Source organism: Winogradskyella sp. A2 (assembly GCF_046762865.1).
GTDB lineage: Bacteria > Bacteroidota > Bacteroidia > Flavobacteriales > Flavobacteriaceae > Winogradskyella.
The window spans coordinates 465,342-482,938 of sequence record NZ_JBKQXM010000004.1; the positions used below are offsets into that span (position 1 = coordinate 465,342).

General features: G+C 35.1%; 15 protein-coding genes. 9 read left to right on the plus strand and 6 right to left on the minus strand.

Annotation, left to right across the window (positions count from 1 at the left end; all coding sequences use genetic code 11):
* Nucleotides 1-2: 2 nt before the first annotated feature.
* The 5 genes from ACFWV9_RS10565 to ACFWV9_RS10585 form a co-directional block, all read right to left on the minus strand.
* Complete coding sequence (locus ACFWV9_RS10565) at nucleotides 3-821, minus strand: sulfurtransferase (RefSeq protein ID WP_411895181.1); 819 nt, start codon at nucleotides 819-821, stop codon at nucleotides 3-5.
* A gap of 11 nt (nucleotides 822-832) precedes the next feature.
* Nucleotides 833-1,870, minus strand: a complete 1,038-nt coding sequence (gshB, locus tag ACFWV9_RS10570; protein ID WP_411895182.1) for a glutathione synthase — start codon at nucleotides 1,868-1,870, stop codon at nucleotides 833-835.
* 65 nt (nucleotides 1,871-1,935) lie between these two features.
* Nucleotides 1,936-3,258, minus strand: coding sequence for a dicarboxylate/amino acid:cation symporter (locus ACFWV9_RS10575; RefSeq protein ID WP_411895183.1), 1,323 nt, complete (start codon nucleotides 3,256-3,258; stop codon nucleotides 1,936-1,938).
* Nucleotides 3,259-3,312: 54 nt separating this feature from the next.
* Nucleotides 3,313-4,380, minus strand: coding sequence for a chorismate synthase (gene aroC, locus ACFWV9_RS10580; protein WP_411895184.1), 1,068 nt, complete (start codon nucleotides 4,378-4,380; stop codon nucleotides 3,313-3,315).
* A gap of 46 nt (nucleotides 4,381-4,426) precedes the next feature.
* Nucleotides 4,427-7,348 carry an FAD-binding and (Fe-S)-binding domain-containing protein gene (locus ACFWV9_RS10585; RefSeq protein WP_411895185.1) on the minus strand — a complete coding sequence of 974 codons (2,922 nt, stop codon included), beginning with the start codon at nucleotides 7,346-7,348 and terminating at the stop codon, nucleotides 4,427-4,429.
* A 106-nt stretch (nucleotides 7,349-7,454) separates the two neighbouring features.
* Between ACFWV9_RS10585 and ACFWV9_RS10590 the strand changes: the two genes are divergently transcribed.
* The 5 genes from ACFWV9_RS10590 (at nucleotide 7,455) to ACFWV9_RS10610 (ending at nucleotide 11,195) form a co-directional block, all read left to right on the plus strand.
* A complete protein-coding gene (locus tag ACFWV9_RS10590) occupies nucleotides 7,455-7,931 on the plus strand; it encodes a hypothetical protein (protein WP_411895186.1) in 477 nt (158 codons plus the stop codon).
* 142 nt (nucleotides 7,932-8,073) lie between these two features.
* Nucleotides 8,074-9,159, plus strand: a complete 1,086-nt coding sequence (gene gcvT / locus ACFWV9_RS10595; protein ID WP_411895187.1) for a glycine cleavage system aminomethyltransferase GcvT — start codon at nucleotides 8,074-8,076, stop codon at nucleotides 9,157-9,159.
* Nucleotides 9,160-9,182: 23 nt separating this feature from the next.
* Nucleotides 9,183-10,013: a sugar nucleotide-binding protein gene (locus tag ACFWV9_RS10600; protein WP_411895188.1), complete on the plus strand. Its 831-nt coding sequence runs from the start codon at nucleotides 9,183-9,185 to the stop codon at nucleotides 10,011-10,013.
* 48 nt (nucleotides 10,014-10,061) lie between these two features.
* A complete protein-coding gene (locus ACFWV9_RS10605) occupies nucleotides 10,062-10,349 on the plus strand; it encodes a 4a-hydroxytetrahydrobiopterin dehydratase (RefSeq protein WP_411895189.1) in 288 nt (95 codons plus the stop codon).
* 99 nt (nucleotides 10,350-10,448) lie between these two features.
* The gene (locus tag ACFWV9_RS10610; RefSeq protein WP_411895190.1) at nucleotides 10,449-11,195 is read left to right on the plus strand and encodes a YebC/PmpR family DNA-binding transcriptional regulator; all 747 of its coding nucleotides are present in this window, start codon (nucleotides 10,449-10,451) and stop codon (nucleotides 11,193-11,195) included.
* A 76-nt stretch (nucleotides 11,196-11,271) separates the two neighbouring features.
* Here the strand turns inward: ACFWV9_RS10610 and ACFWV9_RS10615 are convergent, their stop codons facing one another.
* Complete coding sequence (locus ACFWV9_RS10615; protein ID WP_411895191.1) at nucleotides 11,272-12,318, minus strand: hypothetical protein; 1,047 nt, start codon at nucleotides 12,316-12,318, stop codon at nucleotides 11,272-11,274.
* Nucleotides 12,319-12,585: 267 nt separating this feature from the next.
* Here ACFWV9_RS10615 and ACFWV9_RS10620 point away from each other — a divergent pair, with 267 nt between their 5' ends.
* The 4 genes from ACFWV9_RS10620 to ACFWV9_RS10635 all read left to right on the plus strand — a co-directional run bounded on the left by ACFWV9_RS10620 (nucleotide 12,586) and on the right by ACFWV9_RS10635 (nucleotide 17,394).
* On the plus strand, nucleotides 12,586-13,803 hold the full coding sequence (locus tag ACFWV9_RS10620) for a tyrosine-type recombinase/integrase (protein ID WP_411895192.1): 1,218 nt from the start codon (nucleotides 12,586-12,588) through the stop codon (nucleotides 13,801-13,803).
* A 69-nt stretch (nucleotides 13,804-13,872) separates the two neighbouring features.
* Nucleotides 13,873-15,729 carry an erythromycin esterase family protein gene (locus tag ACFWV9_RS10625; RefSeq protein WP_411895193.1) on the plus strand — a complete coding sequence of 619 codons (1,857 nt, stop codon included), beginning with the start codon at nucleotides 13,873-13,875 and terminating at the stop codon, nucleotides 15,727-15,729.
* 78 nt (nucleotides 15,730-15,807) lie between these two features.
* A complete protein-coding gene (locus ACFWV9_RS10630) occupies nucleotides 15,808-16,188 on the plus strand; it encodes a hypothetical protein (protein ID WP_411895194.1) in 381 nt (126 codons plus the stop codon).
* Between the two features lie 450 nt (nucleotides 16,189-16,638).
* Nucleotides 16,639-17,394, plus strand: a complete 756-nt coding sequence (locus ACFWV9_RS10635; RefSeq protein WP_411895195.1) for a hypothetical protein — start codon at nucleotides 16,639-16,641, stop codon at nucleotides 17,392-17,394.
* Nucleotides 17,395-17,597 lie beyond the last annotated feature (203 nt).

The following is a 17,597-nucleotide window of genomic DNA, read 5'->3' on the forward strand; positions in this document are numbered from 1 at the left end:
CTTTATTGTGTTAGAGTTCCATATTCTGTCCATGAACCATCATAGACTACTAGATTTTTATAATCACAAAGATTAGCACATAAAGCCAATATACAAGCAGTAATACCAGAACCACAACTAAATACTAATTTTGATTCCTTAGTTACTAATTTATTAAAGATTGTTGAAAGTTCCTTTACTGGTTTCAATTTATTGTTATTGAACAGCTCTGTGTATGGCAAATTTATAGAATTTGGTATGGTGCCACGTCTCAAACCTGCTCTAGGTTCATCAACCAAACAATCAAATCTATCTTTTGATCTGGCATCTATAATTAGTGCTTGCGAATCATCGATAAATGATTGAAGACCCAAAAAATCAGTCATTAATTCTGGCTGATAATTTGCTGAGAAATCACCAGTACATATGGCTGTTTGATCAAAATAGTCTAGTTCAAAATTGTTTGCTGTCCATTCTGGTAAACCACCATCTAATACCGCAATATTATTGAATCCAAATGTCTTAAAAAGCCACCATGCGCGAGCGGAAGAATAAATGCCTCTATCGTCATAAACAACAATAAGAGAATCTCCATTAATACCTAATGCTTGAGCTTCCTTTTCAAATTGACTTTCACTTGGTAAGGTACTTGGGAATTTTGCATTTACATCACTAAATTTTCCTTTAATATCAAAAAATCTTGCTTTTGGAATACAGTCTGAATTACTATCTGTTTTTTTATTAATAGTAGCATCTAGCACAACTAAATTATTCAGTTGTAAATTAGAATTTAACCAATCAACAGAGATTAAATCAGAAGCAAGTTTATGTGACTTGTTCATCAATATTTTGATTAAGCCTCATCAACCGCTTTACGCAACCTAGTGCGCCTATCAAAAGCTTGAAGTTTATCAACGACCTTACTTTCAAGAAAGTCAATTACCTTTTCTTCTACTTTACGTTTGTTCTTATAAACCTTATTGATATAAGTAATACCTCCAGGTGACATAACATTCACTTCAACTAGTTTGCCTCCTATAACATCTATACCAACAAAGTAGAGCCCATCTTTAACCAATTTAGGTCCTATTTGCTTACAAAGTGCTTTTTCTGCTTTAGTTAAAGCGTGCTTTTGAACGGAACCTCCAGCAGAAACGTTAGATCTATGGTCGTCTTTACCAGGAACACGTTTCATTGCACCAACAGGCTCACCGTTTAAAAGTAGAATCCTTACATCGCCTTGGTCTGCGCCTTCTATGTAATCTTGCAAAATGACATAGTTAGATTCGCCTTCACCAGTGGTTATGTAAAAATCTAATAAGGAATTAATATTGCTCATCGCAGACTTTTCAATTAAAATAACACCAGAACCTCCAAAACCATTCAATGGTTTAAGTATCATTTTATCTGCCTTAGACTCTTTAATTTGTTTTATTAAGTAGTCTTTATTTTTTGAAACATGAGTGTTTGGAATAATGTTACTATGAGCATCACCAAAAGCAGCTGTATATAGCTTATTATTTGCTTCGCGCATGCCTTGCAGTGAGTTTATAATAAACACATCATCCTTTACAGAATCTAAAAAATTCAACATTATAGGATCCAATGGTGGATTAGCTCTAAAAAAGATAGCATCAAAACCAGCAAGTGGTAGCATCTCTTCTCTTAATTCAGCCTTTCTATAAAACGCCTTTAAGGTAGAAGGGACTTTTTCCATGCGACCTATAACAGTACAAAAAGCATTTGTTACGCTATCTCTTATGGTAAGATTCGCAGGTGTACACATGGCAACACCATGTTTGCGTTTAGCACATTCTCTTATCAGCGCCAAGCTTGTATCATTTTCGGCATCAATTTTTTCCCATGGATACATTATAAAGCAAATGTTCATAGATGTGTATTTTTAATTGGTTATGTAGAGGTTTAAAGTTAATTACTTTTAATGAGCTAAGAAAATTATTTTACGGCTTCATAATTGTCATCCCACTCTTTAGGTTTAGGGTCATGTAACTTATCTAAAGATTTAGCAACCATCATTGACACTGTGGCATCACCTGTTACATTCACCACGGTTCTGCACATATCCAAAGGTCTGTCTACGGCAAAAATCAATGCCAGTCCTATAGGCAATAATTCTGGTGGAAATCCAATAGATTCTAATACTATTACAAGCATTACCATACCTGCACTTGGTACAGCAGCACTTCCTATTGAAGCTAATAGTGCTGTTGCCACTATTATTAGCTGATTGGTAAACGATAGGCCTTCAGGCCATATAACCTGCATAATAAATACAGCAGCAATACCTTGGTACAAACTAGTACCATCCATATTTACAGTGGCGCCTACTGGTAACACAAAACCAGATACTTCTTTGTCTACACCAATGTGCTCCTCTACACGTTCCATAGTAACAGGTAGCGTAGCAGCACTGCTACTGGTAGAAAATGCTAATAATTGTGCCGGACTGATTTTACTTAAAAACCAAAGAGGTGATTTCTTAGTATAGACTTTCACCAATATTAGGTAGAAACCTATCATTAATATAAGACCACCAACAACGCAGAATGCATATTGCAATAGTTTAATTAATATCTCGGTATCATCAAATGCAATGATAACATTTGCCATTAATGCAAAAACAGCATAAGGAGCAAATAGCATAATAACGTCAACCATTTTCATAACTACCTCATTTAAGGAATCGAAAATATCGACCATGGGTTTGGCTTTTTTCTCTGGGATTAACAGCAAACAAATCCCTACAAACATGGCAAAGAAAATAATCTGAAGCATTTTGGCTTCTCCCATTGCTTGAAATATATTACTCGGAAAAATATCTACTAATGCCTGTAATGGACCTGCATCCTTTTGCGCAGTTGCCTTTAATAACTTATCTGTTACACCAGCATCATTTTCGTACTTCATTTTAATTTTGGCAATTGTTTCTTCAGGCATACCTTCACCAGGTTTAACAAAGTTTACAATAGATAATCCAATGACAATTGCCACTAAGGTGGTAGTGATATAAATTAATATAGTACGCAGTCCCATATCCCTTATTTTAGAAATATCCTTTAAATCTGAAATCCCTTTAATTAAGGAAGCCAAAATCAGCGGAACGGCAATTAGCTTAAGCAGGTTTATAAAAATGGTACCGAATGGCGCTATCCAATCCGAAACAAATCCTTGACCACCATTGGAGTTCATAATAAAACCAAAGATGATACCTAGTACCATCCCTATGATAATCTTCCAGTGTAGAGCAATTTTTTTCATAAGCTAATGAACCTCCTTAAATTAAGAGTTTATTTGATTTGTTAGTCTGTTAAACTATTTGTTTGTTTCTTGCCTGCGTAATAACATATAATCTGCTATAACCAATGCTGCCATAGCTTCTACGATGGGTACTGCTCTTGGTACAACGCATGGATCATGTCTTCCTTTGCCTTGCATTTCAACGGTTTCACCAGAACTGTTTATAGTATCTTGTTTTTGTAATGTAGTCGCAACTGGCTTAAATGCTACATTGAAATATATATCCATACCATTGCTAATACCACCTTGTACTCCACCAGATAAATTAGTTTGTGTACTGCCATCTTCGTTGAATTTATCGTTATGAATACTACCTAACATTTTAGAACCTTCAAAGCCACTACCATATTCAAATCCTTTTACCGCATTTATAGAAAGCATGGCCTTGCCTAACTCAGCATGGAGTTTATCAAAAACCGGTTCACCTAATCCTGCTGGTACATTTTGTATTACACATGAAATAACACCACCTATAGTATCTCCTTTTTTCTTTATCTCATTGATGCGTGAAATCATCTGCTGTGCAACAATATCATCTGGACATCTAATAACATTAGACTCAATATTATTAAAATCTAAATCTTGATAGGGCTTATCTAACTGAATATCGCCTACTGCAGAAGTAAATGCATTTATCTTAATAGAGCTTAAGAACTGTTTGGCAATAGCACCAGCAACAACACGGCATGCCGTTTCTCTTGCAGAACTCCTACCACCTCCTCTGTAGTCTCTTACACCATATTTTTTGTCATAAGTATAATCAGCATGACTTGGTCTATAGACATCTTTTATATGGGAATAATCCTTAGATTTTTGGTTGGTATTCTTAATGGCAAAACCAATAGGTGTTCCAGTAGTTACACCTTCAAAAACTCCTGAATAAAATTCAACCGAATCTGGTTCTTTACGTTGCGTCACAATTTTAGACTGACCAGGTTTACGCCTATCCAATTCATTCTGAATAGCATCAAAATCTAGTTCTATCCCAGCCGGACAACCATCAATTATGCCACCTATTGCAACACCATGCGACTCTCCATATGTGGTGAGTTTAAACAACTTTCCGAAGGAATTTCCTGCCATTTATAATTTTTTTGCTAAAGTAATCGTATTATAAGAGAAACAAAAATCAAATTAGTGCTTCTTTTAGAATTGTAATAGGATGTTTTGCAACAACTCCTGTACCATCTTTAATCTGATGCCTGCAACTAGTTCCATTGGCAACAATAATAGTCTCATTTCTAGCCTTGCGGACCGCAGGCAATAATGTTTGCTCAGCTATTTGCATACTAACATTATAGTTGTCTTTCTCATAACCAAAACTACCAGCCATACCACAGCAACCACTTGGTATAAGAGTTACCTTATAATTAACTGGTATATTAAGAATATCAAAGCTTGATTTTTGATTAGACTGTGCCTTTTGGTGACAGTGTCCGTGAAATTTGATCCGTGCTTCCTTGTCTGTGAATTGATCTGATGAGATATTCCCAAGTTCTAATTCATTTTGAAGAAATTCTTCAATTAAAAACGTATGCTCTGCCAACCTCTGAGCGGCATTCTTATCATCAGCTAATCTTAAATATTCATCTCTAAAACTAAGTATAGCAGAGGGCTCAATTCCTATAAGTGGTGTATCCTTAGATACTCGGTCTTTTAATGTTGCAATGTTGTTATTTGCAATGTTTTTGGCTTCATCCAAAAAGCCTTTTGATATAAAAGATCTTCCACTCTCTATATTATTGATTATATGTACTTTATAATTTAATGATTCAAGTATATGTTTAGCATCATATGCAATGTCTGATTCTAAGAAATTAGTGAATTCATCTACGAATAAATACACTGTTTTTATATATTCATTTTCTGATTTATCATCCTTCTTAAAATCCGCTTTAAAAGGCCTTGAAAACTTAGGGAACGATCGTTCTGAATGCACACCCAATACCAATTTTATAAATAGTGCTACAAATTTTGTCTTAAACAATGCGTTAAAGAAACCTGGTGCTTTAGATCCTATTCTATTGTACTTAGTGGCATTTGCAAAAAATCGGTCTTTAAACGTTGTTCCGTTAGCTTTTTGATACTGATATTCAAATTCGGCTTTTAAGCTTGCCACGTCTACGCTGCTTGGGCATTCACTAGCGCAAGCCTTACAACTTAGACAAAGGCTAAAAACGTCTTTAAGTTCCTTATGATTAAATCTGTTGGGCTTTGAAGAGTGTGTTAAATATTCACGTAATGCATTAGCTCTCGCCCTTGTGGTATCTTTTTCGTCTTGGGTAGCTCTGTAACTAGGACACATAGTACCACCAAACTCTGGCAGTTTCCTACAGTCTCCAGAACCATTACACTTTTCAGCCTCTCGTAATATGCCTTGTGCACTAGAGAAATCTAGTACAGTTTCTATATTAGGTTCTACCCTTTCTGCCTCATATCGCAAATTTTTATCCATAGGATAAGCATCTACAATTTTACCCGGATTAAAAATGTTATTAGGATCAAAGGCAGATTTAATATTTTTGAGGATTTCATAATTGCTTGCACCAATCATTAACGGAATAAACTCTGCGCGTACAATACCATCACCATGTTCTCCAGACATTGAGCCCTTGTATTTCTTTACCAACTGTGCCACATCACTAGTAATTTCTCGAAATAGCTTCACGTCTTTTGACTGTTTTAAATCTAGTATTGGACGCAAATGCAGCTCACCTGCACCAGCATGTGCATAGTACACTGCTTTTTGATTGTATTTGCCCATCAAAGCTGTAAACTCATTGATGTAATTGTCTAAATCCGTTAATGAAACAGCTGTGTCCTCAATGCATGCTACGGCCTTTTCATCGCCAATTATATTACCTAGCAATCCCAGACCAGCTTTACGTAATTCTAATGCCTTGTAAATATCCTCACCTTTTAAAACAGGTTTTGCATAGCTTAGGTCTAATTTATCTACAGTATCTATAAATGCTTTTAATTGTGTGTTTAATTCTTCATCTGAATTGGCCTTTAGCTCACACATTAAAACAGCAACAGGATTACCTTCGATAAAACGTCTATTTTCTTGCTGTGTCTTATTATGCTTAGTTAAATTGAGAATAGAATCATCCATCATTTCGCAGGTATGCAAGTTGTGTTGCATTAAGGATTCAACCGATTTTAGGCACTTTTCAACACTTTCAAAATGAAGTGCAACCATTGCGTTTTCTATTGGTGGCAAATTATCAAGTTGTAAAGTGATTTCTGTGGTAAATGCCAATGTTCCTTCACTCCCAGTAAGTAAATGGCACATATTAAAGTCGTTAACTGAATCGTATGAAGAATTAAAAACGTTGGTTTTTATAAGTTTATCAATAGCATAACCTGTATTTCTTCTGTGAATTTCTGGTTTAGGAAATTGAGCGACTATCTCGTGCTGCACATCCTCTTGTTTTAGATTATTATAGATGGTGTTATAAATAGCACCTTCAAGCGAATTTAGTTTAATCTTATCCTCAAATTCCTTGTTTGAAAGTGAACCAAATAACACCTCGCTACCATCACTTAAAATGGTTTTTAAACTAACAATCTTATCTCTTGTGACACCATATTGTATTGATGTTGTACCAGAAGAATTGTTCCCTACCATTCCTCCTATCATGCAGCGGTTAGAAGTTGATGTGTTAGGTCCAAAAAAGAGGCCAAATGGTTTAAGATAATTATTCAACTCATCTCTCACCACACCAGGCTGTACAGTTACGGTTTTAGCCTTTTCATTAATATCAATGATTTTTGTGAAGTATTTAGATACATCTACAACAATACCTTCACCCACACACTGCCCAGCTAAAGACGTGCCAGCAGTTCTTGGTATTATTGAGGTGCCATTAGAGCTGGCAAAGGCAATAAGTAACTTTAAATCTGCTACATCTTTGGGCATAGCAACAGCTATGGGCATTTTTCTATACACAGAAGCATCTGTAGCATATAGCTTACGCATTAAATCATCTAAATACAATTCGCCTTTAAGCTCAGTTTTGAGATGAATTAATGCTGATTTTAGACTCATTTAATCTGAATAAATATGTTTATAAATCTATAAAGAATTCTAATAATAAATTGCTTTTGGCGTTATTTTTGTAAAGTTTTCTGAAATCAATTAAAAACGAAATATTATGAGAAAATTATTTTTATCAACAGTGGCTATTTTTACTGGACTTTTATTTGTTAACGCACAAGAAATTGCAGATAACGCCATAGGTTTAAGACTTGGTGATAGTGATGGATTTGGTGCCGAGATCTCTTACCAAAGAGCTTTAGGAGATGCAAACAGACTAGAAGTAGATTTGGGATGGCGCAGTGGTAATGAGTACGATGGCTTTAAGCTAACAGGAATTTATCAATGGGTTTGGGAACTAGATGGTGACTTTAACTGGTATGCTGGTGCAGGTGGTGGATTAGGATCTTACTCATTTGACAACCCTCTTGCAGATGATGAGACTTTTGTATTTGTTGCAGGTAACGTAGGTATTGAGTACAACTTCGATATTCCCTTACTGTTGTCTTTAGACTTTAGACCAGAATTAGGATTTGGTGACTTTAATGACGATTTAGATTTTGATATCGCATTAGGTATACGATATCAGTTTTAAAACTGAAAATATATCCATTTAAAACCACCTTAATAGGTGGTTTTTTTTAGTTTAAATTCTAACATAATATTAAAATTTAACTCGCAAAATTGCTTAATTTTGCCCAGCATTTTAATATCACAACCTTAAAAAAATACCGATAATGAAAGACACTGCACTAACAGACTCTCACGTTGCACTTGGCGCCAAAATGGTACCCTTTGCTGGTTACAATATGCCTGTACAGTACGAAGGCGTTAATATAGAGCACGAAACCGTTAGAAATGCAGTTGGTGTTTTTGATGTTTCGCATATGGGCGAATTCTTAATTGAAGGACCAAATGCCTTAGACCTTATACAGAAGGTATCTAGTAACGATGCCTCAAAATTAGAAATTGGGAAAGCGCAATACAGTTGCTTACCAAATGACGATGGCGGTATTGTAGATGATTTAATTATTTACAAAATTAAGGACGAGACTTACCTCTTGGTGGTCAATGCCAGTAACATAGAAAAAGACTGGAACTGGATTTCTTCTAAAAATGATGTTGGTGCTACAATGCGAGATTTAAGCGAAAACTATTCCTTACTTGCCATACAAGGTCCCAAAGCAGTTGAAGCCATGCAATCCTTATCTAGCCATGATTTGTCAGCCATAAAGTTTTATAATTTTATAGTTGGTGATTTTGCAGGTATTGAGCATGTTATCATCTCTGCAACTGGGTATACTGGTAGTGGTGGCTTTGAGATTTATTGCAAGAATTCTGAAGTAAAGCAAGTCTGGGATAAGGTATTAGAAGCTGGTGAGGCTTATGGTATAAAACCAATTGGATTGGCTGCAAGAGACACCTTACGATTAGAAATGGGTTATTGTCTTTACGGAAATGATATAGATGATACTACCTCTCCTATTGAAGCAGGTTTAGGTTGGGTATGCAAATTCAATAAAGAATTTACAAACAGTGAAGCCCTACAAGCCGAAAAAGAACGCACGCCAGAACGCAAGTTAGTTGCTTTTAAATTAGATGATCGCGGTATTCCAAGACATGGCTATGATATTGTAGATAGCAGTGGCAAAACCATTGGTAATGTTACCTCTGGTACAATGAGTCCTAGCCTTGGTGTTGGTATAGGATTGGGATATGTACCAAAAGTATTCTCTAAAGTAGACAGCAAAATAAATATTCAGGTGCGAAAGAAAGCCATTCCGGCTACTGTTGTTAAACTTCCTTTTTACAAAGCCCAGTAAGTGTTTAATTCGCTGGAAGATTAATGAAGAAAGATTTAAACAAGCATCGTATCCTTATACTTGGAGGAAGTGGTTACATTGGTAATGCCATGTATAAGGAACTAGGTCCTTACTTCAGAACTTATGGCACCTACAGAACACCTCACAAGGAATTTGAAAATAACAAGCAATTTTTTCAGTATAATGTAGAGGAAGACGATGCCTATGAGATTTTAGAGGCTTGCAAACCATCTATCATTATTTCTGCCATACGAGGTGATTTTCATGCACAGATAATTGCTCACCAACATATTGTAGAATATGCTTTAGAATATGGCAGCAAAATTATCTTTTTATCTTCTGCAAACGCTTTTGATGCATATAGCAAATACCCAAGCTACGAGCTCGATAAGACCTTGAGCCATAGTAAATACGGCCATTTTAAAATTAAGATAGAAAACATGCTTTTGCGTTTACCCAAAAAGCAGGTGGCAGTTTTAAGATTACCAATGGTATTTGGTCCTAATTCACCAAGAATACAAGAAATAAAAGCACTTATTGGCGAAAAGGAATCGGTTGAGATTTTCCCAAACCTTATTATGAACGTAACCCTAGATAAAAAGGTAACCCAACAAGTACATTATATCATTAATAGAAATAAGTACGGTATTTTTCATTTGGGAAGTACAGATTTGGTGCATCATGACGAGTTTATAAAAAACCTCATTTCTGTTATTACCAATCAAAATGTAAAGCTAAAACGTGTTTACACCACCAATGAAGACCGTTATTTGGCCGTGTTACCAAAATTTAACAAGTTACCTAAACATTTACAGATTACCAGCGATGATGTTTTAGAAGAACTTCAGAAATAGGTTTGTTTACAAGCTGGTTATTTAGTAATTTTCAGTTAAACAAAAAATATGAAGCTAGACGACTCTACAATAGAAAAAAAATTACTTCGTTTTCCTGATTGGGAATACCACAAGAACGCTATTCATGCAGAATTTGAATTTGATAATTTCAAGGACTGTTTTAGTGCTATGAGCAGAATTGCATTTGAGTGCGAAGCACAGAACCATCACCCAGATTGGACAAACGTGTACAACGTTTTAAAAATCTCTCTATCTACTCATGATGCTGGTGGCGTTACACAAAAGGACTTTAATCTTGCTGCAGCAATAGAAGCTATTGTAGAGGTTGAAGAATAAATCTGCAATTTAAATTCGTCGGTTTTCAACCTTCAAAAAAAAATAGAAAACCGTTATATTTGAGACTTTAATAATTCACACTAAAATAAGACACATCCTATGGGAAGAGCTTTTGAGTTTAGAAAAGCAAGAAAAATGAAACGTTGGTCAGCCATGAGTAAGGCCTTTACCAGAATTGGTAAAGATATTGTTATGGCTGTGAAAGAAGGAGGACCAGACCCAGATAGTAACTCACGTCTAAGAGCTGTTATACAGAATGCCAAATCGGTTAACATGCCCAAGGACAATATTGAGCGCGCTATAAAGCGTGCCAGTGATAAAAATCAGGGAGATTATAAAGAAGTACTTTTTGAAGGTTATGCCCAGCATGGTATAGCTATACTCATAGAAACCGCAACAGACAACAATACACGTACAGTAGCTAATGTACGCTCTTATTTTAATAAATGTGATGGTAGTTTAGGCACCCAAGGCTCAGTGGTTTTTATGTTTGACCATACCTGTAATTTTAAAATTAAAGGAGACGGATTAGATCTTGAAGAATTAGAGCTGGAGCTAATAGATTTTGGTGTAGAAGAAATTTTTGAGGATACTGATGAAGATGCAGATGGAAACGAGCAAACCAGTGTGATGATCTATGCGCCATTTGAAAGTTTTGGTAGCATACAGTCGTATTTAGAAGACAATAATATTGAAATTATTTCATCTGGTTTTGAACGCATACCCCAAGTCACTAAGACATTAACACCAGAGCAAATGGAAGATGTTGAAAAACTTATTGAGAAGCTAGAAGAAGATGATGATGTGCAGAACGTATATCATACCATGGAAGAGATTGCAGCGTAATTCTCAATTAAATAATAAATAAGAAAAGAGGGCAGAAGCCCTCTTTTTTATAGATTAATATCAAATATTTTACTATTTAAAAAGCTATTACCACAGGGCACAATTGACCTCCAGTTTCGGTGAAACCATCAATAATTTCAAAATCACCAAATAAATAACCAGGACCAATCACTTGAGAGCAATTTGTAGCAAGAGTTGAAACTTGTTCATTATCTACAAAAACAATCAAATCCTTACCTAAAGTACCATCTAATTCACTCATGGTAACGGTAAATTCGGCATTGGTTTCAAGTGCACCTTCTAGAAGTATTTCACCTTCGGGAGTTTCAACCCTAATAGGCACGCCTTGCAAAAATCCGTTATATCTAAAAGAAAGTTCAACAATATTACTGTCACAATCTACACAAGGTTCTTCAATTTCCATATCTAAAGCAATATTATCTATGGCACCAGAACTGTTCATAATAATTTCCATAAAAGCCACATTAGGTGTGCTTTGCAAATTTACTGCAACCTTAGAGTTGTCACCACCAGGTGTAACCGCCTCGCTAAATATAAGTTCGCCTTCTAAATTGTAGAGGTTAACCACTGTTGGGTTTGGTGATTCTTCAATATCTAAAATATCAAAGGTGTTAAGCGTTACGGTAGTGTTGGCACTAAAATCAAAAAAGAAGCTCGCGCCAAGTTCAAAAATATCATCAGGATCACTGGCATCTAAATCCTCTGACAGAATAAGTACGTTACCCAAAGCCGTATCATTACTAGCGCCTCCTGCTCCAACTCCTGGTCCGCCATACATAGCATTAGGTGTGCCTATATCAAAATCACCACCTGTTGGGTTAGACGAATCAAAAACCATAGCAGCATTGCTGTTTGGAAAAGCCAAGGTAATCCCTTCTACCTGAGCATTCTCAAAGGGATCCGTAATGGTAATTTCAGAAACAAAATCTCCAGCGGTGAATTCTTCAAAATCAATTAAAAACGATTCAGTAACCAGAAACTGTTGTTCTGTGTCGTAAACAAATAAGGGATCAGCGTTTAATTGTGCATTTAGATCAGTGTCTTTTTCACAGGCAAATAATACACATAACAGTGCCAATGAAAGTTGGGGCAAATTTTTCATGGTAGATAAAATTTTAAGATTTGGTCTACTAAAAATAAGAAATAAATGCCATAAGGCCTTGCATTTCATCGAATAGTGAAACTGTAAGATGTTAAAATAAAAGTGCGTCTAGAGACTATTTAGCCCGTATTAAACAAGGCATTTAATATGAATTGAAAATCATCAGGCTATTTTTTATTATACCTAACTACAATTTGTAGCAATTTTATTTTATTGACATTTAAATGCTTGTTTTAGTGTAAATTACATGAAAAGACCTTTTTAATTATGCAAAATAATAGAACAATTACCTTAACAAAACTTAGGGTGAATAATGAGGCTACTATAGCTATTGCGTTTAAATTTTTAAATGAGACCAAATCATTGGTAGAACAGATAGAGGGCATTCAGTGGAGCACTTCAAATAGCACGTATTACATTATACAGAAAAAACAGAGTCTCAATTATTTATTCAATTATTTTAAATCGAACAGTTATTTTGTTAACTATAGTGCGTTTAAAAAAACACCTAAAAACTCATATGTAGCACCTAGGAAGTTAACTGCCCATGCTAGCATGAAGCAAATGTTTGCGGCCTTGCCTTTAGAATTCAAAGAATTACTTAAAGCGTATACTGGTTTTTTAAAAGGAAAACGCCTAAGTCAAAGTACGGTTAGGTCTTATGGCTATTTTGTGCTACGGTTTTTAGATTTCTACAAACCAAGAACAATAAAAGAGATAAAAAAATCGGATTTAGACAAGTTTTTTGAGGTTGTTTTGGCAGGCGAAAATTTTAGTATAAGTAGCCATAGGCAATGTGTTAGTGCCCTAAAATATTTAATTATGCACTGCAAATTACCAGAGTTAGATACAGAAGACCTAAAACGCCCTAAAAAAAGTAAGAAATTACCTGTAGTATTATCGCCTAATGAAATAATAACGCTAATACAAGTAACAAAGAACCTTAAGCATAGAGCAATTATTGGCTTAATGTACTCTTGTGGCTTAAGAATTGGCGAATTGTTAAGTCTTAAATTAAATGCTTTAGATTTTAGCCGCAATCAGCTTGCCGTAATACAGAGCAAAGGACGTAAAGATCGCAATGTTGTAATGAGCGAAGTTTTAAAACCGTTGTTATTGAATTATCTAAGCACCTACAAACCAGTACACTTTGTAATAGAAGGACGTGATGGTGGACCGTATGGAGCAACTAGTGTTAGGCAGTTTTTAAAACGCAGTTGCCAATTGGCAGGTATTACCAAAAGGGTAACGCCACATGTTTTAAGACATAGTTACGCAACGCACCTAATGGAAAATGGTGTTGATTTACGGCATATACAGCTCCTATTGGGACATGCAAAGCCAGAGACTACAATGATTTATACACATGTAGCACATAAGGATTTAATGCAGATAAGTAGTCCGTTAGATACTACAATAGAGGCGTTAACAAAATCTCAAAAGCAATCACAAGAAGTGTTGTTATCCCGAAATATTATAGAGTAAACGATTATATTTGTGATGATATAACCAGTTGTATGCCATTAGATAATTGATATCTTCATTTCAATAACAATGAAAACAAACCTATTCTTTCTTCTGCTCTTATTATTTTCTTGTACTGAGAAGTCAGCAGACAATCAGGTTGAGGAATGGATATCTAAACATGCGGTTCCAATTAAAACTGTGCAACCAAGAAGTGGTTTTGAGGACCTTAAAACATTGAAAGAAATGGTTGAAGATGCTCGAATCGTTTCCCTTGGAGAACCCACTCATGGAAATAAAGAAGTATTCCAATTAAAACACCGAATGATTGAATACTTTGTCGAAGAGATGGGCTTTAACATCTTTGCCCTCGAATGTCCCTTTGGAGAAGCTTATGATATTAATCGTTACGTACTAGACGGTATTGGAGAACCAGAAAAAGCTTTAGCAGGTATTTATATGTGGGCTTGGGACACACAAGAAGTATTGGACTTAATTAAATGGATGCGTGAATATAATGCCGACCCAAGTCATGAAACAAAGGTCAAATTTTACGGATTTGACACGCAGAATCCTGAAAGGGCATCAAGAGTCATGCTTGACTATTTGGCCAAAGTTGATCCCACGACAGAAAACAGTGTACGTCCTGAACTTGGCCAACTCAGCATTCCATTTTCCAATCCAGAACTAATTGGAAATCGGCAGTGGATTCCCGAAGAAGGAGATTCATCTTCTCTAAAGGCTATAAAACTTGTCATGGAATCGTTTGATAAAAATAAGAACCAATACATTCAAACTACCAGTATTTCAGAATGGGAAATTGCTAGACAGCATACTCGACAAGTAGAAATGTATATAGAACAAAGCATTAATGATGCTGAAAATTGGTCTACAATAAGAGATCTTGGACAGGCTCAAAACCTAAAATGGATTATGGACCATGAGGGCGATGATAGCAAAATGGTTGTTTGGGCTCACAACAGTCATGTATCTAATTCTTCTAGATGGGGAATTGAGTGGATGGGTTCATATATGAAAAAATGGTATGGCAATGAGATAAAAATATTTGGATTTTTATTTAATCAAGGCTCATTCAGGGCAATCGATGAAGGAGTTCCTTCAAAGGGCATGTATGACTTCTCTATGGGCATGGCAAAAAAAGGAACTTTAGAAAACATCATGACTAAAACCAGAATGAATCTGGCGGTGATTGATCTAACCAAATTACCTAAGAAAGGAGATGTTTATGATTGGTTCAATCAAGAACGACCAACTCGAAATTCTGGAGGTGGTTACAATGAAAACAATGAAGAACATTTCTATTGGCCATATAATCTAGCAAAAGCCTATGATGCTCTTGTATATTTAGACTCAACTTCGGCAGTTGTTGACATAAATGATTCGGATTATGATCACATGTGGTTAATTACCAAAAAACTAAATCAGCCTACAAATACAGATTTTGAGAATAATAACCCAGGAGAAGTGCCGGATGGGTGGGTAGCCTGGTCAAAGTTTCAACGACTAGGTGTAAAAATGACTGTAAGTAAAGACGATGCATACAGCGGGAAAAACTCAGCCATTGTAAATCGTGAAAAAGGCTTAAAATATGGGGAAATAACATCTAATTTGAGACAATATATTGATGCAACACCATACAGAGGAAAAAGAATTCAATTGAAGGTGGCTGCTAAGGCAGAAATTGTTGAATCTAACTTTGCCTTTCTTAGGTTATCGATAGATCCTGATCCCTTAGATGATGCACATGAAGGACTACCTCCATTATTTGATAGTCTCGACAAATGCCGAGTAGAATCTAATGAATGGAAAACGTATGAAATCGAAACAGATGTGGACGAAAATGCGAACATCATTCATTATGGTATTTACCTTCGTGATTTTGGAACAGTTTGGATAGATGACGTGGAAATAAAAATAATAAACTAAAACGGCATACAACAATGTATATAAGCCATTAAGAACGGCTCATATACTAACCGTTGTGGGTAATTTAACCAAACCGTAATGCAAGGATCTAAAAGATTGAATTTCTTAAAAACATATCTCAAATTATATGGAGTTGAGAAAATTGAATTGACCAACGAAACGGTTGATTCGATAAGCGGAATTGCAATCTATGACGAAAATGACCCAGAAGAACGACAGGAATTTATTTGGCATCAATCTGAAAAGGGAATTCCTTCACCTGAATTGAACATCCTGATTGAAAAAATTGTTGCGGAAAAATGGCATACTGGAGACAAAATTTCGGAACATATTGAGGAATTGGAATTTGAGGAATTTGACAACTCGACTAAAGAAAAAATTTTGACTGAATTGTTTGACGTGCAAATTAGAATGGTTGATAACGGACAGGAAACGGACTCTTATTTTGTACATTATTAAATGAAAAGGGTTTTTAAATACATAAAGTATATTTCTTTAGTTGTCTTAATCAATCAATTTATAATTCTGACTTTAAATGACTCAATCCGAAAAGGATGGTGGAAAAGTAACAGCTCAAATCGTTTTAATGAACACGATGTATTGGAATTTGACAAAAATTTGAACTGGAATATTATAACTGAAAACGGAAAGAAAAGCGGAATCGTTCAATTATACGTTGGGAAAAAATTATTGATTTCAAACTTGCCTTTAACTGAATGGTATTTGTATGAACATAAATAAAAAAACTACCCACAACAACGGCTATAGTTCATTACGGCTGAAATTCCTAATCGGAATTTCGAGCCTTTTTGCTAAATTTATGGTTACGGCGGAATGATACTCGCGTACCATTCCGTAACGAAACCATAGCCAAAACCGTTGTGCTTCATTATAACCAACCAATAACCAATGATAAAATTCTTTAGAAAAATTAGACAAAATTTACTTTCAGAAGGAAAAACTGGAAAGTATTTTAAATATGCTATAGGAGAAATAATCCTTGTTGTTATTGGAATTTTAATTGCTCTTCAAATAAATAATTGGAACACTAATCAAATTAACAAAAGTGAATCAAAAGAATTTAACCAAAGACTATTCAATGAATTTGTCGGAAATCTCGATTTAGCAAATACGAAAATTGAGAAAATAGAAAGTATGATAAAAAGTTCAAGGAGTATCCTAGAATTGTTCAACGAAAAACCCGAAGATAACAACCCAAGAACATTGGACAGTTTACTAGCTATAGCTATTGAAGGTGTAAAGGTTGAATTTAGGACTGGAACTTTAAATGAAGGACTAAACACAGGGAAAGTTGCATTAATTGAATCTGAAATATTAAAAAGCAAGATTTACGGATTGACTTCAAATATTGATTATGTTAGAGAGTGGGACAAGACTTATTCCACCTATCTTTCCAATATTTTAATGCCATTCTTGTACAAGAATTTTAATTTTAGAAATATGGATAATGCCTTTACAAATTATTCTACTGGAGAATCAAAATTTAAAACCAATCGTAATAAAGTTCTATTAGATAGCGAGGAATTCGAAAATCTTATCGACAATCATTATTTTCAATCAAATACTCAATTGGAGTTTCATACGAACTTGAAAGACGAAATAGAAGAAATAAAAGAGTTAATCGAAATAGAATTAAAAAAATAACGAAAGCACAACAATGGCTATAAGTAATTGCTTGTTCTCGCCTACTTCTGAAAATCCTCACGGATTTTCAGTTTGGTGTGTACTTGCTAAGTTAAGTGCTAACCCACGCAACTACTCATAGCCGAGACCGTTGTAGCAAATTTAACGCAACCTTATTAACATGCTGACATCTATATAATAAAACCTAACAATTATGAAAAAAC